The sequence below is a fragment of the Marinobacter sp. UBA3604 genome (genome assembly GCF_002375325.1).
In the GTDB taxonomy this organism is placed as follows: domain Bacteria; phylum Pseudomonadota; class Gammaproteobacteria; order Pseudomonadales; family Oleiphilaceae; genus Marinobacter; species Marinobacter salarius.
This window is the reverse complement of sequence record NZ_DFMB01000061.1, coordinates 65569-87746: the sequence shown is the minus strand read 5'-3', so window position 1 is coordinate 87746 and position 22178 is coordinate 65569. Positions and strand designations below refer to the sequence as shown.

The 22178-nt window shown below is 58.2% G+C and carries 20 protein-coding genes; 16 read left to right on the top strand and 4 right to left on the bottom strand.

Going from position 1 to position 22178, the window contains the following annotated elements; all coding sequences use genetic code 11:
- Positions 1-2: 2 nt before the first annotated feature.
- Positions 3-1076 carry a mechanosensitive ion channel family protein gene (locus B2590_RS17145; RefSeq protein ID WP_126810712.1) on the bottom strand — a complete coding sequence of 358 codons (1074 nt, stop codon included), beginning with the start codon at positions 1074-1076 and terminating at the stop codon, positions 3-5.
- A gap of 112 nt (positions 1077-1188) precedes the next feature.
- Between B2590_RS17145 and B2590_RS17140 the strand changes: the two genes are divergently transcribed.
- Positions 1189-2031 carry a hypothetical protein gene (locus B2590_RS17140; protein ID WP_286812017.1) on the top strand — a complete coding sequence of 281 codons (843 nt, stop codon included), beginning with the start codon at positions 1189-1191 and terminating at the stop codon, positions 2029-2031.
- Positions 2028-2714 carry an NAD-dependent epimerase/dehydratase family protein gene (locus B2590_RS17135; protein ID WP_286812018.1) on the top strand — a complete coding sequence of 229 codons (687 nt, stop codon included), beginning with the start codon at positions 2028-2030 and terminating at the stop codon, positions 2712-2714. The genes B2590_RS17140 and B2590_RS17135 overlap by 4 nt, the downstream gene beginning before the upstream one ends.
- Positions 2715-2717: 3 nt before the next feature.
- Here the strand turns inward: B2590_RS17135 and B2590_RS17130 are convergent, their stop codons facing one another.
- Positions 2718-3530, bottom strand: coding sequence for an enoyl-CoA hydratase/isomerase family protein (locus tag B2590_RS17130; RefSeq protein WP_286848023.1), 813 nt, complete (start codon positions 3528-3530; stop codon positions 2718-2720).
- A gap of 231 nt (positions 3531-3761) precedes the next feature.
- Between B2590_RS17130 and B2590_RS17125 the strand changes: the two genes are divergently transcribed.
- From B2590_RS17125 to B2590_RS17100, 6 genes are read left to right on the top strand one after another with little or no spacing between them, the layout of a single operon-like run.
- Positions 3762-4577, top strand: a complete 816-nt coding sequence (locus B2590_RS17125; RefSeq protein WP_091643347.1) for an ABC transporter ATP-binding protein — start codon at positions 3762-3764, stop codon at positions 4575-4577.
- Positions 4577-5455 (top strand): branched-chain amino acid ABC transporter permease, encoded by an 879-nt coding sequence (locus B2590_RS17120; RefSeq protein WP_286812020.1) that lies wholly within the window; start codon positions 4577-4579, stop codon positions 5453-5455. Before B2590_RS17125 ends, B2590_RS17120 begins: the two co-directional genes overlap by 1 nt.
- 1 nt (position 5456) lies before the next feature.
- Positions 5457-6500, top strand: coding sequence for a branched-chain amino acid ABC transporter permease (locus tag B2590_RS17115; RefSeq protein WP_036202730.1), 1044 nt, complete (start codon positions 5457-5459; stop codon positions 6498-6500).
- A 59-nt stretch (positions 6501-6559) separates the two neighbouring features.
- A complete protein-coding gene (locus B2590_RS17110) occupies positions 6560-7768 on the top strand; it encodes an ABC transporter substrate-binding protein (protein WP_075195351.1) in 1209 nt (402 codons plus the stop codon).
- 8 nt (positions 7769-7776) lie between these two features.
- A complete protein-coding gene (locus B2590_RS17105) occupies positions 7777-8586 on the top strand; it encodes an ABC transporter ATP-binding protein (RefSeq protein WP_036202733.1) in 810 nt (269 codons plus the stop codon).
- Positions 8583-10385: an AMP-dependent synthetase/ligase gene (locus B2590_RS17100; protein ID WP_036202736.1), complete on the top strand. Its 1803-nt coding sequence runs from the start codon at positions 8583-8585 to the stop codon at positions 10383-10385. The genes B2590_RS17105 and B2590_RS17100 overlap by 4 nt, the downstream gene beginning before the upstream one ends.
- On the opposite strand, the gene B2590_RS17095 is transcribed toward B2590_RS17100, so the two are convergent.
- Positions 10371-10715 carry a DUF1127 domain-containing protein gene (locus tag B2590_RS17095; RefSeq protein WP_051946521.1) on the bottom strand — a complete coding sequence of 115 codons (345 nt, stop codon included), beginning with the start codon at positions 10713-10715 and terminating at the stop codon, positions 10371-10373. The two genes, B2590_RS17100 and B2590_RS17095, sit on opposite strands and share 15 nt — an antisense overlap.
- Before the next feature lie 116 nt (positions 10716-10831).
- On the opposite strand from B2590_RS17095, the gene B2590_RS17090 reads away from it, so the two are divergent.
- Positions 10832-11722, top strand: a complete 891-nt coding sequence (locus B2590_RS17090; protein WP_075195350.1) for a LysR family transcriptional regulator — start codon at positions 10832-10834, stop codon at positions 11720-11722.
- A gap of 178 nt (positions 11723-11900) precedes the next feature.
- Here B2590_RS17090 and B2590_RS17085 read toward each other — a convergent pair whose 3' ends face one another.
- Complete coding sequence (locus B2590_RS17085; RefSeq protein WP_126810707.1) at positions 11901-12881, bottom strand: XdhC family protein; 981 nt, start codon at positions 12879-12881, stop codon at positions 11901-11903.
- Positions 12882-13124: 243 nt separating this feature from the next.
- Between B2590_RS17085 and B2590_RS17080 the strand changes: the two genes are divergently transcribed.
- From B2590_RS17080 to B2590_RS17050, 7 genes are all read left to right on the top strand, one after another.
- On the top strand, positions 13125-16109 hold the full coding sequence (locus B2590_RS17080) for a xanthine dehydrogenase family protein molybdopterin-binding subunit (RefSeq protein ID WP_206512137.1): 2985 nt from the start codon (positions 13125-13127) through the stop codon (positions 16107-16109).
- Positions 16106-16951 carry an FAD binding domain-containing protein gene (locus B2590_RS17075; RefSeq protein ID WP_126810705.1) on the top strand — a complete coding sequence of 282 codons (846 nt, stop codon included), beginning with the start codon at positions 16106-16108 and terminating at the stop codon, positions 16949-16951. The genes B2590_RS17080 and B2590_RS17075 overlap by 4 nt, the downstream gene beginning before the upstream one ends.
- Positions 16935-17468, top strand: a complete 534-nt coding sequence (locus tag B2590_RS17070) for a (2Fe-2S)-binding protein (protein ID WP_126810704.1) — start codon at positions 16935-16937, stop codon at positions 17466-17468. Before B2590_RS17075 ends, B2590_RS17070 begins: the two co-directional genes overlap by 17 nt.
- On the top strand, positions 17461-18990 hold the full coding sequence (locus B2590_RS17065) for an AMP-binding protein (RefSeq protein ID WP_126810703.1): 1530 nt from the start codon (positions 17461-17463) through the stop codon (positions 18988-18990). The genes B2590_RS17070 and B2590_RS17065 overlap by 8 nt, the downstream gene beginning before the upstream one ends.
- A 20-nt stretch (positions 18991-19010) precedes the next feature.
- A complete protein-coding gene (locus B2590_RS17060; RefSeq protein WP_051946527.1) occupies positions 19011-19814 on the top strand; it encodes an enoyl-CoA hydratase/isomerase family protein in 804 nt (267 codons plus the stop codon).
- Between the two features lie 67 nt (positions 19815-19881).
- A complete protein-coding gene (locus B2590_RS17055) occupies positions 19882-21135 on the top strand; it encodes a benzoate/H(+) symporter BenE family transporter (protein WP_036202753.1) in 1254 nt (417 codons plus the stop codon).
- A gap of 157 nt (positions 21136-21292) precedes the next feature.
- Positions 21293-22165, top strand: a complete 873-nt coding sequence (locus B2590_RS17050; RefSeq protein ID WP_126810702.1) for an AraC family transcriptional regulator — start codon at positions 21293-21295, stop codon at positions 22163-22165.
- The last annotated feature ends 13 nt before the right edge of the window (positions 22166-22178 follow it).

The window sequence follows — 22178 nt, the reverse complement described above, 5'->3', positions numbered from 1 at the left end:
GGTTACTGGTCGGGCGTTTCCACCAGCCTGGCACGAACCCTTGGTAGATGCGCCGGAAACTGCGCCTGTATAAAGGTGATCAACCCCTCGCGGATGGCGCAGCGGAGATTCCAGAGTGAGCTTGAGTCCCTGGCACTGAGCAGGAAGCGCACCTCGATATTGGCCTCGCCGGCTTCGGTCACCTGCACGATCTTGGTCTTCCCGTCCCAGTCCGGCGCCTGTTCCAGCAGCCTCTCAAACTCGGTTCGTAGTGGTTCGATAGGCATGGAATAATCGACGGTGATGAACACCGTTCCCATCATTTCGGTGTCGTTTCTCGACCAGTTCTGGAACGGGTTTTCGATAAACCATTGCAGCGGCACTACCAGCCGCCGCAAATCCCAGACCCTCAGCACCACGTAGGTGGCGGTGACTTCCTCCACCCAGCACCATTCGCCCTGTACATGCAGTACGTCATCGATGCGGAACGGTTGGGTGAGGGCGATCTGCATGCCCGCTAACAGGTTGCCCAACACCGGTTTGGCGGCGAAGCCGAGAATAATGCCGCCAATGCCCGCAGATGCCAGCAGGCTGCTGCCAAGATGACGAACCGGCTCGAACGTGACCAGCGCGGCGCCCAGGCCCACAATGACGATGAGAATGTTCAGCACCCTCACCAGGAAGCGCGTTTGTGTTTCCACTTTGCGGGCGCGTTTCCACTGGCCTTCCAGGACTGGATTCAGAGAGACGATGACGTCGCCGATGGCTGACGTGCAGCGCACCAGCGCCCAGGTGACGGCCACAATCAGCAGCAGCGTGGCGGCGTGGCGGAAGTGGTTGATCAGAGGCAGGTCCTGGGACGCCGCTTCCAAGATGGCGTTGAGCACCACCAGGGTAATGGCAATGCCCAGAGCGGTTGATGAGGCATCCAGAAACAGGCGGGGAACTGTTTTGCTGCGGGTTAAGCGTTGAACCGTTGCCAGCACACCCTTGTACACAAGAAAGGTGATAGCCATTGAGAGCAGGACGGTAACGCCCGGGTGCCACCAGGCTTCAAGGCCTGCCTTCAGCGTGTTCAGGGTTTCAAAATCAGTCATGGGCGATCGGCATTGAATCAGCGGGTGGGCCAGTCTGTTGTTGTCGTCAGTTTAAACTGCTTTTCAATGGCGTGATATGGTTGCGCTTCGTTCCTTGCTCCAAAATGCGTTTATGAAACTGATCCTCAGCCGTAAAGGCTTTGATTCCTCCGCAGGCGGCTGTCCCAGCCCGGTGTTCCCTGACAGGTCTTTCTATACCCTGCCGATCCCCGACTCGCGTTCCCGGATCACCTACCATGATATCCATCACGATGGTCTGAATGTTGGCAAGCTGGTGGCCGACCTGACCGGCAACCGGCGTGGTGGCGCCCGAAGGGCTCACCTCGACCCGGACCTGATCGCTGACGCCTATCCCCGGGAAACCGGCTGGCGGCCCTGCCTGGGGCAAACCGGCGCTGCACAGGGGCACCTCCGTAAACAGCAGGTGGGGGTGGGGGATCTGTTCCTGTTTTTCGGTCTGTTTCGGAACGTGGAAAAACAGGGCAGGCGCTGGCAGTTTGTAAAACAGGCCCGCCCGTTTCACGGGCTGTGGGGCTGGCTCCAGATTGGCGATGTTTACCGCATTGATGAGTTGTCGGATCGTGACCTTCGGTGGGCCCGCTACCATCCACACTTCCATGGTCAGCCAGATGGTGGCAATACGCTCTATGTGGCCTCCGATGCCCTGCAGCTTGAGGGGCGATCAACCGGCCTTCCGGGTGCCGGGGTGTTTGGACGCCTGGAGGAGCGGCAACGCCTGACGGCACCGGATGCCGCTTCGACCACGCAATGGCGATTACCCGGGTGTTTCTATCCGGATTCGGCGGACACCGCGATGAGTTTTCACGGTAACCTCGCCCGCTGGTCCCGGGACGGGGAATACTGCACTCTGAAAAGTGCCTCGCGGGGGCAGGAGTTTGTGCTGGATACTAGTGGGTGTCCGGGTGTTGTTTCGTGGTTGAGGGAGATTCTATGAAAGTGATGCTATTGGGTGCCACTGGCCTGACCGGTGGCCAGGTGCTAAAGGGTCTGCTGGCGCGGGAAGACGTGTCATCGGTCGTCGCGCCCGTGCGTCGAGCGTTGCCGCTGAACCATGAAAAACTGCATCAGCAGGAAGTGGATTTCGACCGCCTGGATGAACACAGTGATCTGTTCGCGGTGGATGCCATCGTCTGTTGCCTGGGCACCACCATCAAGAAGGCCGGCTCTCGCGAGCAGTTCCGTAAAGTGGACTACGGTTACCCGATGAAAGCGGCGGAGCTTGGCCGGGCAAACGGTGCACAGGTATTCGTGCTGATGTCTGCCATTGCCTCCTCATCGTCTTCCACCGTTTTCTACAATCGGGTGAAGGGTGAACTGGAAGACGGCATAAAGTCGCTGGGCTATCCCTGCCTGTCCATCTACCAACCCAGTCTGCTGCTGGGCGAACGCAGCGAGCAGCGCACCGCCGAAGCACTGGGCATTAAAGCCATGCCCTTCATCAACCGGGCGTTGATCGGCCCACTGGAAAAGTTTCGCGGTATTGAGGCGGTCACCGTGGCCAGGGCAATGGTCAATGAGGTGTCGGCGCTTGCTCAGCAGGCGCCCGCGCAATCGGAGGTTCGGGTACACGAGTACCCGGACATCAAGGCGTTGGCTGCCCAGGATGTAGCATCCTGACAGTCAGGATCCGTGAAATTCAGGGGGGCGCTTGGCCAGGAACGCGGCGACGCCTTCTGCGAAATCCCCGGTCCGGGTCAGTTCCAGGAACGCTTCCTTTTCGGCTTCCAGTTGGGCAGCCAACTGATCGCCACAGGCTCCGTCCGTAAGCCGTCGAAAGGCACCGAAGGCTCGGGTGGGGCCATTCGCGACGTTTCTCGTTATCTCAGTCACTCGTTTTTCAAAGTCGGCTTCCGGAACAGACTCAGTGATCATGCCCCAGTCCCTGGCTTCGGTCGCACTCAGGGTTCGGCCCAGCAGCATTAACTCGGCTGCCCGCCCAACGCCGATCTTGTGGGCCAGGAACCAGCTACCACCACAGTCAGGAATGGCGCCAATGCCGTTGTAGGCCAGCAAAAACTTGGTGTCTTCCTGAGCAATGACAAGGTCCGCCATCAGTGCCAGGCTCAGCCCGGCACCAGCGGCAACCCCCTTGACCACCGCGATCACCGGGGCGTCCATGCTGCGTAACAGGAGGATGGCCGGGTTGACCGCACCCAGGATGGCGCTGACGGCTTTGCCCGCCTGTTCGGGAGAGCCGGTCATGCTGGCGATATCCCCGCCCGCCATAAAAGCGCGCCCGGAGCCGGTCAGAACGATGCATCGAAGGCCTGACCGGTCTTTCAGTGCCTGAGCCTCCGCGAGAAAGGCTTCTGCCATGGGCACACTGATTGCGTTCAGGGCTGCTGGCCGGTTGAAAGTCATCGTTGCAATGCCCGTATCGGCGTCGAATTCGGTGGTTACCAATGAGTCTGACATGGTGGATGTTTCTCTCATCGTGGTGGGCCTATGGCTTCATTATTTGTTCAGCGCCCTTCGGTGTCTGACAGGTAACAGGGTAGAAGGGTTTGCCCAATGTTGCCTGAATGGACTACTTTTAATCTGGATCGGGGATCTCCCGATGACAAGAAAAAACAACAACGACAATCATCTTCGGGCGTGAGATGGGTACCAGCAGGGCGTGTTCGCGAGCCTGTCTGCCCGGCGCCAGGGGTGCCGGGAGGTAATGTGAGCATCCTTGAGATCAGTAACCTGTCTCTCTCATTTGGTGGCGTCAAGGCGCTGCAGGATGTCAGTTTCCAGGTGCCTGAAAACACCGTCACGACCATTATCGGCCCGAACGGTGCGGGCAAGACCTCGCTTTTTAACTGCATCTCCGGCTTTTACAAACCGCAGCAGGGCACCATTCGCTACCATGGCCAAGAGTTGCCAGGCAGTATCAAGCCGCCGAGGCGAGCCGCACTTGGCCTTGCCCGAACCTTCCAGAACATAGCCCTGTTTCGGGGTATGACCGTACTCGACAACATCAAGCTTGGCGCCCATGTACACATGAAGAGCGGACTGCTCAGTGCGCTGGTTTATTTCGGGCCGGCCCGCCGGGAGGAAATGGCTGTTCGCAGGGAAGTGGAAGAGCGGATTATCGACTTCCTGGAAATCGATCATATACGACGCCAGCCGGTGGCCAGCCTCTCATACGGGCTTCAAAAACGGGTTGAGCTTGCCCGGGCCCTAGCCATGCAACCAAAGGTGTTGATGCTGGACGAACCGGTGGCCGGCATGAATCGGGAAGAGAAAGAGGATATGGCCCGATTTATTCTGGATATCCGGGAAGAGTGGGGCATTACCGTGCTGATGGTAGAGCACGACATGGGCATGGTGATGGACATATCAGACCATATCGCGGTGCTGAATTTCGGCCAGGTTATTACCGAAGGCGTGCCGGCGGATGTTCAGAACAACCCCGAGGTGATCAAGGCTTATCTGGGCAACAGTGACATCGACAGTTTGCGAAGAAAGCTCAATCCAGAAGGGGAGGTTGCCTGATGGATTGGTTGTTCTTTGGTGAAATCAGCCTCGCCGGTTTGGCCATGGGCGGGCTTTACGCCCTTATCGCGTTGGGGTTTGTAATCATCTACAAGGCCACCCGGGTGATCAATTTCGCCATTGGCGAGATCATGATGTTTGCCGCTTATCTGTTCCTGGCCTTTGCTGGTGGCATGGAGTTATCACCCTGGATTGCCCTGCCGCTGGCGGTGATCGGCGGCAGTATTCTCGGCGGTGTGATCGAGAAAACCATGATCCGGCCCATGCTGGGCGAATCTCCCATTGCGGTCGTTATGGTCACCATTGGTATCGGCAGTATTCTGGTGGGCCTGGTGGAGTTCATCTGGACCGCCGACCCGCAGTTGTTGCCGCGTTTTCTGCCACGGGAGCCGGTGTTTATTGGCCCGCTTTACCTCGCTCCAAAAATTGCCTACGGCTTTCTGATCGGTTCGGCCCTGCTCATTATTTATCTGCTTTATTTCCGCTTCTCCCGCGGTGGCGTGGCCCTGAGGGCAACGGCCTCGGATCAGGCGGCGGCCTATTCCATGGGTATCAACGTGCGCCGGGTGTTCAACATGGCCTGGGTGTTTGGCTCTCTTGCGGCATCGTTGGCCGGTGTGTTGGTGGCCGCCACCGGCGGACTCAGCCCGCAATTCGGGATCATTGGTCTGAGTGTGCTGGTGGTGGTGATCGTTGGCGGCTTGGACAGCATTCTCGGTGCCCTGGTCGCTGGCGTGTTCATCGGCTGGCTGGAAACGGTTGCGGGGGCTTATCTCGGAGGCGAGTACCGTATGCCGGCAACGTTCCTGGTGCTGGCGGTGATCCTGGTGATCCGCCCCTACGGCCTTTTTGGCACCCACGAAATAGAGCGAGTGTAAGATGCGCATCGGTGACGCGAAACAGAGTTACGAGGCCGATGAGGCAATCTGGACCAGCCAGACCCAAAAACTGTGGCTGGGTCTTTTCCTGCTGATTCTCATGGTGTTCCCGTTTGCCGTCGACTCTTACCTGCTGTACCTGGGCTGCCTGGTTGGCATTGCCGTAATCAGTACCACCGGCCTGAACATCCTGACCGGCTTTACCGGGCTGATTTCCCTGGGGCAGGCGGGGTTCATGGGCGTTGGCGCCTACACGGTGGCCTGGCTGTCCATCAACACCGGCCTACCGTTTCCGGTCACGCTGTTGCTGGCCGGGCTTATGGCTGCTGCCGTCGGGATTCTGGTGGGCCTGCCATCACTGCGGGTCAAAGGCCTGTATCTGGCCATCGCTACCCTGGCCGCGAGCGTGTTCCTGCACTTCATTTTTGCCGAGTGGGAATCCGTCACCGGTGGCATGGGTGGCCTGAGCCTGGAGCCAGCGCACCTGTTCGGGCTGACGTTCCAGAGTGATTTCATGATGTATTTCATCATCGTGCCGCTGGCGGTGCTGATGGTGCTGGCGGCCCGGAATGTGTTCCGGACACGAATCGGCAGGGCCTTTATTGCCATTCGCGACCGGGATATTTCCGCCGAGATTCTCGGCATTAACCTTCTGCGCTACAAACTGATGTCGTTCGCGCTCAGCTCGTTCTACGCCGGCGTGGCCGGTGGCCTGTTTGCCTATTTCTACCGTGTGGTTACCCCGGAGAGCTTTCCGCTTTCCATGTCCATTTTCTATCTGGCGGCGGTGATCGTGGGGGGCATGGGCAATCTGTTGGGGGGCATCCTCGGTGCTGCTTTCATGACCCTGGTGCCGGAAGCGCTGAAACTGCTGACGGCGGCCCTGACTCCGTTCTACCCCAACGCGCCCGTGTTCATGTCGCCGATGCTGGAAATCATTTTTGGCGCCCTGATCGTGGGCTTCCTGATTTTTGAACCTCATGGGCTTGCGGAAATCTGGCACCGTATCCGTCGCTTTTTCCGCCTCTGGCCGTTCCGGAATTAATGGTTCTCTCACGGGAACCCGTGCAACACCAACAACAAGAAGCCGCAAGGAGAATGAACATGTTCAGAAACATCCTCAAAAAAGGTCGCCGGCTTGCCGGGCTTGGTAGCCTGGTTGCTGCGCTGACAGTCGCCGCGCCGGTGATGTCACAGGACAAGGAGCCCGTCGTGTTTGGCGGCTCCATACCGCTCTCCGGCGTGTTCGCGTTTGCCGGTATTCACATCCACGCCGGTCTGACCGACTACACCAACTGGATCAACAGCCAGGGGGGCATCAATGGCCACCCGGTCGAGTATGTGATGGAAGACACCGCCTATGAGGTGGATCGTTCGGTGGCGGCCTTCAAGAAAATTTCCGGTAGCAGTTCCCCGGCTACCTATTACGGCGACAGCACCGGTTTCATGAAAGCCATTGCCTCTGAGCTCAATAGCCAGGGCAATACTCTGATGAGCGGAGCCTCGTTCGCCACTGCGCTGACGGATAACGAGCAATACCCTTACCAGTTCATTCCCGGCCCGAACTACAGTCAGATGTTCGGCATCATTCTGGAGTACATCGCCACCCAGGGTGAAGGCGGTGATATGCCTACCGTGGCCTTTGTTTACAGTGATACCGAATTCGGTAAGGACCCCATCGAAAACGGCAAAGCCCGCGCGGGCGAGCTGGGCATCGAGGTTGTCGAGGAGATCGTGACCAAGCCCGGCAGTGTGGATGTGTCCGCCGAGGTTCTGAAGCTTCGCCGGGTAAGACCAGACTATGTTGTGTTCCATGGCTACGTACTGTCGCCGATCAACGAGTTCATGGTGCAGATGCGCCAGATGGGCCTCGATACCCAGTTCATGGGCACCTTCTGGTCCTCGGACAAACTGATCATCGACAAGATGGGAGCGGATGCCGATGGCTACATGGGCGTAATGCCCTACAACTATTACGACAGCGAGGAAAGCGGGCCCATGCTTGATGCCCTCCGTGCCCAGGCGGAGAAGAGTGACCCGGAAGCGGGCTACCGTCCCACCGGCTACATGCAGGGATGGTTCAATGCCATGGTCTGGACAGAAGTGGTCAAGCGCACGCTCGATGCGGGGAAAGAACTGACCGGAGACAACATGGCAGAATCTCTTGCCTCTATTGAGGACTGGGATACTGGCGGCATCATCGGCATTCCGGTCACCGTGCGGAACATGTCCTTCCCGGTCGGCCGGATCTGGCGGGTGAATGCTGAAGAAGGTCGTTATGAGCCGGTATCGGACTGGATTCACCTCGACTGAGGGGCTGTATGGAAGCCTTACTGGAAATCGATAATATCGAGGTGGTCTACAACAAGTCGGTGCAGGTTCTTCGGGGCCTGTCGCTGCGGGTGCCGGAGGGCGCCATTGTGGCGCTCCTCGGTTCCAACGGTGCTGGCAAATCCACCACGCTGAAGAGTGTCTCCGGCCTGCTGACCCTGGAAGACGGGGAGGTGACCGCCGGGGAAGTACGTTTCCGGGGCAGGGATGTAAAAGGTACGCCTCCCGAAAAACTGGTGCGTAACGGACTCTTCCATGTCATGGAAGGCCGCCGTGTGTTTGAAGACCTCACGGTGGAGGAGAACCTGGTTGCCGCCACCTACGCCCTCAGTGGCAGCAAGCCCTCCCTGAGCGACAGCTACGAACTGGTCTATGACTATTTCCCGCGCCTCAGGGAACGTCGCAAGCAGTTGGCGGGTTACCTCTCTGGTGGCGAACAGCAGATGCTGGCTCTGGGCCGGGCGCTGATTGCCCAGCCGGACCTGATCATGCTTGATGAGCCGTCCCTGGGCCTGGCACCGCTGCTGGTGGAAGAGATTTTTACCATCGTGGCGCGGATCAACCGTGAACAGGGCACCGCGATTCTTCTGGTGGAGCAGAATGCGGCCGTGTCTCTGGCGATTGCCTCATACGGTTACATCATGGAGAACGGCAAGATCGTGATCGACGGCCCGGCGGATAAGCTTACGGCGAACGAGGACGTTCAGGAGTTCTATCTGGGTGTGGGCGGCAAGGAAGGTGAAGCCCGTAGTTACCGCGATATCAAGCACTATAAACGCCGTAAACGGTGGCTGTCATGACAACACCTTCCCTGCCTGATCTGACCCTGACCCAGATGCTGCGGGCCCATGCGCAAGAACGGCCGGATGCCCTGGCCCTGCGTCAGAAAGACTTTGGCATCTGGCAAGCCTATTCCTGGCGGGACTACTACAACCGCGCCCGGCATTTTGGTCTGGGGCTGCGCGCCATGGGGCTGGAGGAGGGTGGCCACGTGGCCATCATCTCGGAAAACCGGGTGGAATGGGTGATCGCCCAGATGGGTATTGGCATGGTGCGGGGCATCTGTGTTGGGGTGTACCCGACCAGTCCCTGGAATGAAGTGGCCTACGTTCTCGAACACAGCGATGCAAGCATTGTGGTGTGTGAGGATCAGGAGCAGACCGACAAGGTGCTGGAAGCCTGGCCCCAACTGCCCCAATTGAAGCACACCATTGCCATTGATATGAAAGGCCTTCGCTACTATCCAGAGCCCCCGGCGGCGTTCGAGGACATTGAGGCCAGAGGCCGGGAGTATGAAAAAGACCATCCCGGACTGGTGGATGAATTGCTGGATGGCCAGCGGATGGATGACACCGCCCTGATGATCTACACCTCCGGTTCCACCGGACGGCCGAAGGGCGCGATGATCAGTTGGGGCAATCTTCACGCTGCCGCTCCCGGTCTTATTGAATTGCTGCAGGCGGACGATCGCGGTTCTAGCCTTTCCTACCTGCCGCTGTGCCATGTGGCGGAGCAGGCGGTAACCAACATTGCGCCGGTTTACGCAGGCAGCTCCGTCAGCTTTGGCGAGAGCCTGCGGACCGTTCAGGAGGATTTGCGGGAAATTGCGCCGACCTTTTTCCTGGGCGTGCCCAGAATCTGGGAGAAGCTGCACTCCGCCATCTATATCAAGGTCCAGGAAACAGGGCGTTTCCGCCGGGCATTGTTCGATTGGGCCATCCGCGCGTGTTCGCCTATGGCGACCAAATCTCGGGCGCAGTGGAGCCTGAAAGAAAAAGGCCTGTACAGCCTCAGTTACTGGCTGGTGTTCCGGGCCCTGCAGAATTTCATTGGCCTGCGCCGATGTACCATCGCGATGACCGGAGCGGCCCCCATTTCCACCGGGATTCTGGAATTCTTCCGGACCATTGGTGTTCCGCTGCTGGAAGTCTATGGCCAGACGGAAAGTACCGGCGTGGCAACCGCACAGCCGGTGGATGACGTGAAGCTGGGAACCGTGGGTGTCGCGATCGCCGGCGTTGAGGTCAAACTCGGTGATCAGAACGAGATCATTATGCGCGGTGGCAGCATGTTCAAGGGCTACTACAAGAGCGACGCGGCGACTGCTTCTACCCTGAAAGACGGCTGGCTGCATACCGGCGACGTAGGCGAGTGGCGGAATGGCCAGCTCAAGATTGTCGACCGGCTGAAAGACATCATGATCACCGCCGGCGGCAAGAACCTGTCGCCGACGGAGATTGAGAACACCATCAAGGCCAGCCCCTATATCAAGGAATGCATTGTGATCGGTGAGGCCCGGAAATACGTTTCCGCCCTGATACAGATCGATTTTGACACGGTGGCCAAGTGGGCCGAACAGCAACGGATTGCCTATACCACCTTCCGCAGCCTGACAGAACAGGCGCAGGTGAATGAACTGATCCAGGCCGAGGTGAGCAGGGGTAATGATCAGTTACCCCAAGTGGCACAGATCAAGCGTTTCCACCTGCTCACCAAAGAGCTCGACCATGACGACGATGAAGTGACAGCCACCATGAAGGTGCGCAGAAGCAACATCTATGAGAAGTATACGGATGTGATCGAGTCACTTTACGTTTGAACAAACCCGCGCTCTGCGACATGCCTCCAGCGCCTTGAGGGCATCGACCTTCAGTGGGAGATTGAGCGCCCACTGAATATCCGTCCTCTCGAAGCCGATGTCCGCCAGCATCTCGTCATCTTCCTTCAGCAAAGGCAGGAACAGGCGACGAAAATGGTGCCTGCGCCGGAAGATTCTGACCCAGAACTCAACCGTTGCCATGAACGCCAGTGGCGGGGTGGCCGGCATGTAAAGCTCCAGCTCCGGGGGCTTGGCGGGGGCGTCTGGACGAAGCTGGGGGCGGCGAAAATCCTGATAATGGCTCATCGTTTCAATCTCCAGTTCAGTCATCAGTATGGGTGCCCTCGCGTGTTTGCGGGGGCATGGTTATCAGCATGCAACGTCACCTTTGATCAAACAAACGAAAAGATTTAACATCTGAGTTAAGAAAAATTGAAAGGTGGCTTATGAACAGTACCGAACTTGCGCCTAACCGCGAGGTTGGCCCGCTACTGGATACCGACGTATTGAGAACCTTCGTGGCCATTGCCGAGAGCGGAAGCTTTACCCGGGCCGCGAAGCAGGTTTTTCGCACCCCTTCGGCCCTGAGCATGCAGATCAAACGGCTTGAGGAAATTCTCGGTCATGTCCTTTTTGTGCGCGAAGCCCGTCGCGTCCGGCTGACGCCCGAGGGAGAAGTGCTACTGGGGTATGGCCGGCGACTGCTGCGATTGAACGAGGAGGCTATCCGGCAGTTCCTCTCTCCCGTTTTGGAAGGCCGGGTCAGTTTGGGCACTTCAGACGATGTGGGGAGCCGTATCCTGCCGGGCGTACTGGCGCAGTTCGCGCGCTCGTATCCGGCGGTTCAGGTGGATGTGGTGGTTGGCTCCAGTCAGCAGAACCTGGACCGGCTCGATGCGGGAGAGCTGGATATGGTGCTGGTCACCATTGGCAATGAGGGGCAGGAGCGACGCGGTGAAGTTGTACACACCGAACCGTTGGTGTGGGCCGGCCGCGAAGGGGGTGTCGCCGCCAACCGGTCACCCCTGCCGGTGGCGCTTGCCAGCCATGGTTGCGTATGGCGCCGGGCCGCGCTGACGGCCCTGGATGACGCCCATATTTCCTATCGGGTTGCCTACACCTGCGATAATTGCTTCGGCCAGGAAGCGGCGATGTTGTCGGACCTGGCGGTTGCACCGTTCCCCGTCAGCCTGGTGCGCCCGCCGCTACGAAAACTCGACCGGGAAGGGCTGCCGGCGCTGGCGGAGTATCAGATTGCACTGGTGCGAAGTGGCAGCAACCCGGTCAACGACGCGCTGGCGGGGCATGTGAAGGATGCGTTTCTGGATTGGAGGTGATTGTGATTGGGAGATAACCCGGACCAATCCGCCCGCACAGATGCCTAAAAAACGATCTTTTCGCATAGATAATTGGCGAAAGTTCATTGAACTTCCAGCATTCGATGCGAATGCATAGTTTTGTAACTTCAGCTATTGCGCTGGATAACACAAGGTGGCCTACGTCAGAACTGGCTCTTCAGGTGAGTGACGAAGCGTGTGAAGAGCATGAGCGGCGCGACATCAGTGATGGCAAAGAGTTTTCCGAGCGGTAGGCGAATGTGATCTCAGCGAGAATGGAAATTGCAATTTCTGTCGGCGTCATCGCCTTGATATCCAGGCCCACGGGGCCATGAATCCTGTCTACCTCTTTCCCGAGCCCCAGGCCTTCAAGCTGGCAGATGCGGTCTTCGTGGGTGCTGCGACTGCCCAAAGCGCCAATATAGAAACAATCCGAGGTCAGTAATGCCTTTAGAATAGCCGGTTCCCAGTCATGCTCATGGAATAGCAGGACGGCAGCCGTCCAGGCATCCACCTGGGCCGCGTCAATCACTTCCGGGCTCGTCAGGGCGCTCGCTTCGATCCCCTCCGAATAACAGTCCTCACGGGTTTTGCGGTCCGGTGATAGTACGTCCACTTCATAATCCGTTGCCGCGCCTAGGCTGGCGAGCGCTGCGGTATTGGGCCCTTTTCCTATAATCAGTAAGCGACGTCGTGGCAGATACCAGCGCCTGAACACGCCATTGTTCACAGGCTGGTCATGGTTTATCACCGTCTGGTGTCTACCGGTTTCGAGACAGGTATCCAGGGCAACGGGAGTCCGGGACCTGAGATACGAGTTGATCTGCCGTGCCGTTTCGTCGCACAACGTCACGTCAATATAAATGTCGATCCCTGCGCCACAGGGCAACTGAATATCCATGTAGGGAGAGCCAACCCCCAGACGGATCTGTCGGTTGGCCTGGGCTTCGAGGGCGGCAACGGCTTCGGAAACAATGACGGATTCGGCACACCCACCGGTCAGGTAGCCCACCGAGCGGCCGTCCTCGGAGACCACCATCTGACTTCCCAGAGGCCGCGGCGATGAACCGGTATTGGCAATCAGGGTGACCAGCGCCACACGTTGGCCGTCTTCCCGGTGAGCGATGAAGTCTGTGATCAGATGTTCGAGGGATCTCATGGTTATTGTGGACAACCTTACTGAGGAGGATGTCCTGATTCTCCCACAGTGTTCGATTCATTGTCCGCACCACATCCGGGGAATTCAGTGCAAATCAGACTCTCGGGTAAAAACCCGTACGGCGGCGTAATAAGCAATTTCCCGGGGTAACGACACTGCCGGAACCGCTCTATAGACTTTCTGCAAGTTGGCCCATTACCCCTATTTTCGGCCGCGGAGGAAAGTATGAGTTTGGCTCCGTCAATGACAACAACAAATGAAAAGCAGTATATCGGTACACGCCAGGCGCGGATCGAAGACGAGGTCCTCTTGCGTGGCCAGGGGCGCTATGGCGATGAAGTGCCGACCCCACCGGGAACCTTATACGCCGCCATTGTGCGCTCGCCTCATCCCCATGCCCGGCTCAAAGCCGTGGATTCGTCCCGGGCGCTGGAAATGGATGGGGTTCATGGTGTACTGACCGGTGAAGATGTCCGCCAGTGGGCTTTGCCATTCCCGGTGGGCGTGCGTCAGCCCATGGAGCACTGGTGTCTGGCTGTGGACAAGGTGCGTTATGTTGGTGAGCCAGTTGCCGTGGTTATCGCTGAAAATCGATATCTGGCTGAAGATGCTCTAAACGGAGTGACGGTTGACTATGAAACGCTTCCGGTGGCTGTCGACACCGAGCTTGCCATTGAGTCAAACGCTGCCGTCCTTCACGAGAAGGTTGGCGGAAATGTCGTCAGCGACCGCACATTCCGTTATGGCGATCCCGAGACTGCGTTTGCCGAGGCCGACCGACAGGTCTCGATCAAGGTTCGTTTCCCTCGCAGTTCCTGCATGCCGATCGAGTGCTACGTGGTGCTTGCTCAATTCGATCCGGCCAACGCTGCTTTTGATATAACGTCCAACTTTCAGGGGCCTTATGCGCTTCACTCGGTCATGTGCCGGGCTCTTCAAGTACCCGCGAATCGTCTTCGACTTCGCACCCCGCCGGACTCAGGCGGCAGCTTTGGCATCAAACAGGGCGTTTTCCCGTATGTCGTCATGATGGGCCTGGCCGCGCGCAAAGTCGGCGCGCCGGTCAAGTGGGTTGAGGACCGTCTGGAACACCTTCAGGGCGCCTCTTCCGGAACCAACCGGGTCAGTACGCTCGAAGCCGCGGTAACGCGAGAGGGCCGGGTAACGGCCCTGCGTCTGGACCAGCTAGATGATTGCGGCGCCTACCTGCGAGCGCCGGAACCGGCTACCACCTACCGGATGCATGGCAATCTGACCGGCGCTTATGCCATTCGCAACCTTGCCGTGCGCAACCGAATTGTGATGACCAACAAAACGCCGACCGGGCTCAACCGCGGGTTCGGTGGGCCGCAGGTGTATTTTCCGCTGGAACGGCTGATGCAGCGTATTGCCGTTGAGCTAGATCTGGACCCACTGGACGTCATTCGTACCAACCTCGTCCCCAAAGGCGCGTTCCCTTATCGCTCGGCAGCCGGTTCACTACTGGATTCCGGGGATTACCCGGCAGGCCTGGAAAAAGGCGTCAGGGAAGGGGGCCTGGAAGAACTCATCCAGCGGCGTGATGAGGCAAGGCGTGAGGGGCGTTACTACGGGATCGGTTACACGGCCGCTGTCGAGCCGTCCATCTCGAACATGGGTTATATCACCATGGCGTTCACTCCCGAGGAACGTAAACGGGCAGGCCCCAAGAATGGTGCCGTCAGCACGGCAACGATTAGTGTCGATCCGCTTGGCAGTGTCAGCGTGCATGTTTCGTCCACTCCCCAGGGGCAGGGCCATCAAACCGTCGCTGCACAGATCGTGGCAGAAACGCTGGGTGTTCCACTGGAATCCATCAGCGTCAACGTGGAACTGGACACCGGTAAAGACGCCTGGTCGATTGCATCCGGCAATTACTCCAGCCGATTTTCCGGCGCCGTAGCCGGGGCTGTCTACAAGGCGGCCCTAAAGGTCCGTGCTCGACTAGCCGCCCTTGCCGCGGAGCAATGGAATATCGATAGCGACGATATCCGGTTCTCGGAGGGCCGGGTTTATGTGGAGGGTACGGACCAGTCGTCTTCTTTCCACCGCCTGGCAGGCGCCACTCACTGGTCTCCGGGAACAACACCCCAAAGCGAGCCGGGTGGCCTTCGGGAAACGGCGTTCTGGACTCCTCCGGAACTGGCGGCTCCCGGTGACGATGAGTTGATCAACAGTTCCCTGTGTTATGGCTTCATTTTTGATTATTGCGGGGTAGAGATTGATGCCATCACCGGTGCTGTCCGCATAGATCGTTATGTGACCCTTCATGACGCTGGCCGCATGCTCAACCCACAACTGGTGGATGGCCAGATTCGCGGCGGGTTTGCCCAGGCTCTGGGCGCTGCCTTGATGGAAGAGTTTGTCTATGGCGCTGATGGCAACTTCCAGTCGGGGACGCTTGCCGATTACCTGATCCCCACCAGCGTTGAGGTCCCGGAGCCGGTTATCCTCCACATGGAGACACCGTCACCTTTTACGCCTCTCGGAGCCAAAGGCGTTGGCGAGGGGAACAACATGAGCACCCCGGTATGCATCGCCAATGCAGTTGCCGATGCGCTCGGGACCAGGGACGTCGAACTTCCTCTGACGCCATCGAAAGTACGCACGCTTATGGGCATCGAGGAGCCACCTCGTCCGGAAGGTGTGGGTGAGCCGGACATCGAAGCCACCCCTGGCAGTGGCTCTATACTCAGGGCCCGGGATTCGGTCGAACTGCCCGGCACCCCCCATGAGGTTTTCGACGCTCTCCTTGATCCGCAAACACTGGCCGCCATCATCCCCGGATGTCACGACCTGGAGATGACCGGGGAAAACGAATACCGGGCCGATGTCACGGTTGGCGTGGGTATGATACGTGCCCGTTTTGATGCCCGGGTCAGCCTTCACGACCTGAACCCTCCGGACAGCCTTCAACTGCGTGGCTCCGGCAGCAGTGCCATGGGCTCGGCGGAAGCATTCGCCACCGTCACCCTGACCGCGCTCGAAGGCAATCGTACGCGGCTGGACTACGACTACGAGGCAACCGTCGGCGGCAGGATCGCTTCGGTTGGCGGTCGCATGTTGCAGAGCGCGTCAAAAATGATCATTGGCCAGGTGTTCTCGCGGTTCTCCCGTCGGATGGGCGGCGGTACATCCCGGTTCCTATTCCTGCAGAGGCTGTGGCAGAGAATCCGGGCACTGCTTACTGGTAAAGGAGGCCCGTCATGAAACCGGCCACTTTTGATTATACCCGGCCCGGCACCCGGCGGGAGGCCTGTGACCTCTTGCACGAGTTTGGTGATGATGCACGGCTTATCGCCGGTGGCCAGTCACTGATGGCGGTGCTGAACATGCGGTTTGCCCAGCCCGGGCTTTTGATCGACATTGCCGGGATTCAGGACCTGCATTACATCGAGGATCGCGGGGATTATCTCGCAGTCGGTGCTGGTATTACCCAGGCAGAACTGCTGGAGCATCCCGGCCTCGCCGATAAGGTGCCGCTTCTCGCCCAGGCCATGCCCTGGATTGGTCATGCCCAGACGCGCAATCGCGGGACTGTGTGCGGGTCGATTGCTCATGCCGACCCCAGTGCCGAACTGCCCTTGTGTCTGACCGCTCTCGGAGGCGAGGTCGTTCTGGAAGCCCGTAAGGGCAAAACCCGAAAATTACCCGCTCACGAATTTTTTCAGGGGATTCTGACCACGGCAAAACGCCCGGACGAACTGATTACGGAAGTGCGTTTTCCACTCGGCCAGGGTAACGAACGTTACCGCTTCCGCGAGGTCTCAATGCGCCATGGTGACTTCGCCATTGTTGCCCTGGCTGTCAGGATTTGCGAGGACAGAACTGACCTGACGGTCGGCGGTGTTGCCGACCGGCCGGTTCGTCGAAGCATGACCGGTAATGATGCCCGGGCGTCATGGCTCAATCACTTTGCCTGGTCCCTCAATGCTCAGGACGACGCCCACGCCTCGGCTGTCTATCGTCGCCATCTGGTACGTGAGCTGGGTTCTCGCCTGATAGATGAATGTTCCGCTCAGAAGGATGACACCCATGCACCTCAAGGCTGATACACGGCACCGTGTCACTGTCACTCTCAATGGCCGGGAACGCGCCGGTTATGCAGAGCCGCGCACACTGCTCAGTGATTTCCTGCGCCACGAACTGGGCGCCACCGGCACGCGGGTGGGCTGTGAGCACGGTGTATGCGGTGCCTGCACGGTACTGGTCGACGGTCGGGCCAGCCGTTCCTGTCTGATGCTGGCGGTACAGGCTCAGGGCAGGGATTTGCAGACGGTCGAGTCGCTCGCCCGCGAAGAGACGCTGAATGATCTCCAGCAGGCGTTTCGCAAACACCATGCCCTGCAATGCGGCTTCTGTACCGCGGGCATCCTGATATCCAGTACCGAGTTCCTGACCCGGGTATCGAGACCCACCGAGACGCAGGTCCGCGACATGTTATCGGGGCACCTGTGTCGTTGCACAGGCTACACGGGCATCGTCAACGCCATCCTTGAGGTCGCCGAAACGCGTGATCACGAGGTTTCAGGACCAACCGACAAAGAACAGGAGAACAATAATGTTTGATCTTGGTCGAAGTTTTCTTGCGTCTGTGGAGCGCCGCCCCCAGGCGACAGCGATTGCGGACGGAACCCTGCGCAAAAGCTATGAGACCTGGTTCCAGGACATCCAGAGCGTCGCCCGATGCCTCGAAGGGTTTGGTCTGAGTAAAGGAGACCGCCTGCTGGTCATCATGCAGAACCGCTGGCAGATGGCGACGCTGCACTGGGCATGCCAGTTCGCCGGTATCATTGTGACTCCGGTAAATTGGCGTTCGACCGCCCAGGATCTTGAATTCTTGATCACCGATACCGAGGCACGTGTTGTCGCCTACGACGAATCCGCCAGCGAAGCGGTGCAAAACTGCTCGTCTGCCCGGTCTCTTGTGCGCATTACCTCTGGCCAGATCAAGGACCCGGACGCCCATGACTTCAACAGTCTTCTGGGCACCCGGGGTGACACCATACTGCGGGCCACGGCAGAGGATCTTTCGCTGATGCTCTATACCTCGGGCACCAGTGGCAAACCCAAGGGCGTGCCCCGGGTGCACCGGGCAGAGCGTTCGGCGGCGCTGGCCCATGTGGCGCAGAATCTTTATCGACACGATGAGTGCACGCTCGGTGTCATGCCGCTCTATCACACCATGGGAGTGCGCTCGCTGCTCTCCATGGCGTTGGTTGATGGCAAATTCGTATGCATACCGAAGTTTGACCCCAAGGAAACGCTCGATGCGATTGAGCGTGAGCAGGTCAGTAATCTCTACCTGGTGCCAACGCTCTACCACATGCTGATCGAACATCCGGATTTCGACCCGGGGCGTGTTGGGAGTGTTGACAAGCTCGGCTATGCTGGCGCCCCCATGAGCGCTGGACTGATCGCCCGTGTAGAGGCCGCTTTCAATCCCAGTCTGTTCGTCAATCACTACGGCAGTTCCGAGATCTACACCTTCACCATCGACCAGAACGCCAGCCAAAAGCCCGGCTCCTCTGGGCGTGCTTCCCTCAATCAGCGCATTCGCGTCGTCCGGATTGGAGCCGACACACCCGACGAGCAAATGCCCGTTTGCGAGGAAGGCGAAATCATTGCCGACATGAACGGTGACGAAGCCTTTCAGGGTTACTGGCAACGACCGGATGCCGACCAAAAGGCCCTAAAACAGGGCTGGTATTTCACCAGTGATACTGGCTATTTCGACGCCGACGGTGACCTTTTTGTGACCGGGCGGGTTGATGATCTGATTATCACCGGCGGCGAGAACGTCAGCCCGGTGGAGATCGAAGACGTTCTTTCCCTGCACCCCCAGGTAGAAGAAGTTGTGGTGGTAGGCCTGCCTGATGAACGCTGGGGCAAGATCGTCACCGCTTTTGTGAAACCCCGGGCACCGATCAAAGAGGAAGAACTCGACCGTCACTGTATTGAGCGTGAGCTGACCCGGTTCAAACGACCTCGTCGTTATGTCTTCGTCGACGAAATTCCCAAGTCGCCGGTGGGCAAGATTCTTCGTCGGGTACTGCGAGAGCAGGAGCCCTCCACCACCAACAACCAGTGACCATTACAGGACATACTGCCATGAAAGAGAATGAATTGAAGGAATTCCTGTCCTCGGGCTTCGACGGCTTCGAGGTCCATCTTGATCCTGCCGGGGAACGTGCGGATATCGTGCTTAACCGCCCGCCTCTGAACGTTATAGAGATGAACCAGCGTGATGAGTTGCGCTCGGTCTTCGAGGCTCTGGACGAGCTTTCGGACGTCCGGGTCATCGTGCTGCGCGGTGTTGGGGAGCATTTCTCCAGCGGCGGTAATATCCGGGGCTTCCTGGAAGCTTCACCAGAACATGTATCGAAACTGGCAGACAACGTTGCGGCACCGGCTCGTTGCAGCAAGCCGGTGATCGCTGCTAACCGTGGCTACACCTTCGGGGTTGGCTTCGAACTGTCCCTGGCCTGCGATTTTCGCATTGCATCGGAAACAACCCTTTATGCATTGCCAGAGCAGAAGTTGGGGCAAATACCCGGTTCGGGTGGTTCGGCCCGGCTACAAAAAACCATCGGCATCACCCGCACCAAGGACATGGTAATGCGTGCCAGGCGAATCAGCGGCTCCCAGGCTCTTGAGTGGGGCTTCGTGACTGAATGTGTTGCCGATGATGAGCTGGAAAGGGCAACGGATGCGCTGGTGAAAGAGTTGCGGTTTTTCTCCCCACTGGCACAGCGTACGGCCAAGCGGATGATCAATGACAATGAGGACGCCACCTTGTCGGTCGCCATTGAGATGGAGGGGCACTGCTACAGCCGCCTGCGTTCTTCCGAGGATTTCCGTGAGGGAGTGGAAGCCTTTCAGGAGAAACGTAAGCCTGAATTCCGGGGTAAATGAACCTGATGTAAGTACACGATATCAGTCATCGAAATACCTGACATCCAACAACAATGAGAGACAGGTTATGCAAAATCAAACACTCGAAAATCCGGATACATCTCCTGCCGCTGATCCATCCGCTCCGTGGTTGAAGAGCCTGATGCAAGCCCTGAACGTCAAGTCCGTCAGCGCGGGGGTTGTGGCCGCGCTATTTGGCTGTTCGGGACCGGCGTTGATCGTTATCAGTGCCGCCGAAGCAGGTAATCTGAGTAACGGGCAGACCGTGGCCTGGCTGCTCGCCATCTACTTTGTGGGTGGGCTGATCAGTCTCGTCATGGCGCTTCGCTATCGCCAGCCCATCACCGGGGCCTACTCAATTCCCGGCGCAGCCATCATGATCGGAGCGCTGGCTACAATTCCCTTTACCGAGGCCGTTGGGGCTTTCATCATGAGCGGCGCCATCGTGCTGTTGCTCGGAGTAAGCGGCGTTATCGGCCGCATCATGAACTGGCTGCCGATGCCCATTGTCATGGCAATGATCGCTGGCGCGTTGATCCGGTTTGGCACTGGGGCGGTTCAGTCAGTGGAAAGCATGCCACTGATTGCCGGTTCGGCCGCCGTGGCTTTCTTCCTTTCCGCCCGCCTCACCAAGGCCGTACCACCCGTCCTGACGGCGGCCATCGTCGGTTTCGGCATTGCACTTGCGATGGGCTCCATACAGCCGGCCGATGTGAACATTGCCTTTGTCGCGCCGGAGCTGACCATGCCGACCTTTACCCTGAATGGGCTGCTTGCTATTTCTATTCCATTGGCGGCCCTGGTGATCGGTGCGGAAAACGCCCAGGCGATGGGTGTCCTGATGGCCGAGGATTATCGTCCACCCATCAACGCAATGACCACCATTAGCGGTATTGGCGGCATGATTGCCGGTGCAATCGGTGGTCACAACGCCAATATTGCTGGCCCAATGACCGCGATCTGTTCGTCCGAGCAGGCGGGAGACGACAAATCCAAACGCTACGGTGCAACCGTGGTCAATGGCGTCCTTTTCTGCGCCTTCGGTCTTTTTGCCGGGGCGGCCGTTCCCTTTATTCTCGCCTTACCCAAGGCGCTGATCGGCGCCGTCGCGGGCCTGGCTATGATTGGTGTCCTGATCGCGGCTTTCCAACACGCTTTTTCGAAAGCAGCTGGCCATCAGATCGGTGCCATGGTTGCGTTGCTGGTTGCAATGAGCGGTATCAGTCTCTTTGGTATCAGCTCTCCTTTCTGGGCGTTGGTTTTCGGGATTCTGGTCTCCCTGATGTTGTCGGAGAAACCGTCGGAAAATAAAGCAAAGTAAGTAGAGCGAGACGGCAATATTCGTACCAGCTCTAACCAATTGGGCCGCAGGGATGCGGTCCTTCCAGAATCTACTGAGCGGTACAACGCAAGCTATTAGTAAACAAAATCAAGAGGTGGTAGTCTCGAAAAGATGCCACATGGTTAAGGTCCTGGTTATGTCACGTGCTCTCCGAATCTTTCACGGGGCATTCGGGCGGGTTGCGTTGCTCGGAATGGATGAGTCGCTCGTCCCACATGCTCACTCAGAATGCCATGTTCTTCTGAAAGCGTCAGGAGGCGATACCTTCTTTTCGGTCCGGAATCGGCAGCAGCCACTGACCGACCATACCGCCGTTCTGGTCAATGCCTGGGAGCCGCATTCCTACGACCATCAACATGGCTCCGACGACACCGTGATCCTGGCCCTGTATATCGATCCGAACTGGCTTGCGGCTCTGAAGGACACATTGTCGCTCAGTGGTCGTTCTGATTTTTTCTCTCAACCCTGTATCCAGCTGACGCCGTCTATCCGTACCAAAGCGGATCTGCTGATATCGGACGTGCTGTCATTCGATACTATTCAGTCTCAGCGGCTGGAGGGTATGCTCTTTGATCTGATGATTAGTATTATTGAGAGGTATTCAGACTGGATCCATTTGTCCCGTTTAAGGGTATCTTCCGCTGGCGGCTTCCACGATGCGCGAATCCGGAAAGCCAAAGAGCTTATTCTGAACAAGCCCCAGGGTGATCTTGACATGGAGGCTATCGCCCGTGAGTGCGGCTTGTCCAGGGCCCAGTTTTTCGCCCTCTTCAGGAAGAATACTGGCATGACGCCCCAGATGTTGGCCAACATTGGGAAGATGCAGCTGGCTTTCCAATGGCTTTCAGAAAACCGCTCGTGTACGCTTGGCAACCTCTCGGATACTCTGGGCTTTTCCTGTCAGGGGCATTTCACCCGCTTTTTCCGACGACATATTGGTGCCTCACCAAGCCAGTATCACAGGACGATAGACGTCTACCCTACTCAAAGCTCTGATATCTACCGCTGAAGGTGTATACCAC

What these genes read in the sequence shown, in the direction of transcription:
- B2590_RS17080 (WP_206512137.1), top strand. Translation starts at nt 13,125, where the DNA reads ATGACAACAACAAATGAAAAGCAGTATATCGGTACACGCCAGGCGCGG.
- B2590_RS17145 (WP_126810712.1), bottom strand. Translation starts at nt 1,076, where the DNA reads ATGACTGATTTTGAAACCCTGAACACGCTGAAGGCAGGCCTTGAAGCC.
- B2590_RS17090 (WP_075195350.1), top strand. Translation starts at nt 10,832, where the DNA reads ATGAACAGTACCGAACTTGCGCCTAACCGCGAGGTTGGCCCGCTACTG.
- B2590_RS17120 (WP_286812020.1), top strand. Translation starts at nt 4,577, where the DNA reads ATGGATTGGTTGTTCTTTGGTGAAATCAGCCTCGCCGGTTTGGCCATG.
- B2590_RS17085 (WP_126810707.1), bottom strand. Translation starts at nt 12,881, where the DNA reads ATGAGATCCCTCGAACATCTGATCACAGACTTCATCGCTCACCGGGAA.
- B2590_RS17105 (WP_036202733.1), top strand. Translation starts at nt 7,777, where the DNA reads ATGGAAGCCTTACTGGAAATCGATAATATCGAGGTGGTCTACAACAAG.
- B2590_RS17095 (WP_051946521.1), bottom strand. Translation starts at nt 10,715, where the DNA reads ATGACTGAACTGGAGATTGAAACGATGAGCCATTATCAGGATTTTCGC.
- B2590_RS17065 (WP_126810703.1), top strand. Translation starts at nt 17,461, where the DNA reads ATGTTTGATCTTGGTCGAAGTTTTCTTGCGTCTGTGGAGCGCCGCCCC.
- B2590_RS17130 (WP_286848023.1), bottom strand. Translation starts at nt 3,530, where the DNA reads ATGAGAGAAACATCCACCATGTCAGACTCATTGGTAACCACCGAATTC.
- B2590_RS17075 (WP_126810705.1), top strand. Translation starts at nt 16,106, where the DNA reads ATGAAACCGGCCACTTTTGATTATACCCGGCCCGGCACCCGGCGGGAG.
- B2590_RS17110 (WP_075195351.1), top strand. Translation starts at nt 6,560, where the DNA reads ATGTTCAGAAACATCCTCAAAAAAGGTCGCCGGCTTGCCGGGCTTGGT.
- B2590_RS17140 (WP_286812017.1), top strand. Translation starts at nt 1,189, where the DNA reads ATGAAACTGATCCTCAGCCGTAAAGGCTTTGATTCCTCCGCAGGCGGC.
- B2590_RS17115 (WP_036202730.1), top strand. Translation starts at nt 5,457, where the DNA reads ATGCGCATCGGTGACGCGAAACAGAGTTACGAGGCCGATGAGGCAATC.
- B2590_RS17100 (WP_036202736.1), top strand. Translation starts at nt 8,583, where the DNA reads ATGACAACACCTTCCCTGCCTGATCTGACCCTGACCCAGATGCTGCGG.
- B2590_RS17060 (WP_051946527.1), top strand. Translation starts at nt 19,011, where the DNA reads ATGAAAGAGAATGAATTGAAGGAATTCCTGTCCTCGGGCTTCGACGGC.
- B2590_RS17050 (WP_126810702.1), top strand. Translation starts at nt 21,293, where the DNA reads ATGTCACGTGCTCTCCGAATCTTTCACGGGGCATTCGGGCGGGTTGCG.
- B2590_RS17135 (WP_286812018.1), top strand. Translation starts at nt 2,028, where the DNA reads ATGAAAGTGATGCTATTGGGTGCCACTGGCCTGACCGGTGGCCAGGTG.
- B2590_RS17070 (WP_126810704.1), top strand. Translation starts at nt 16,935, where the DNA reads ATGCACCTCAAGGCTGATACACGGCACCGTGTCACTGTCACTCTCAAT.
- B2590_RS17055 (WP_036202753.1), top strand. Translation starts at nt 19,882, where the DNA reads ATGCAAAATCAAACACTCGAAAATCCGGATACATCTCCTGCCGCTGAT.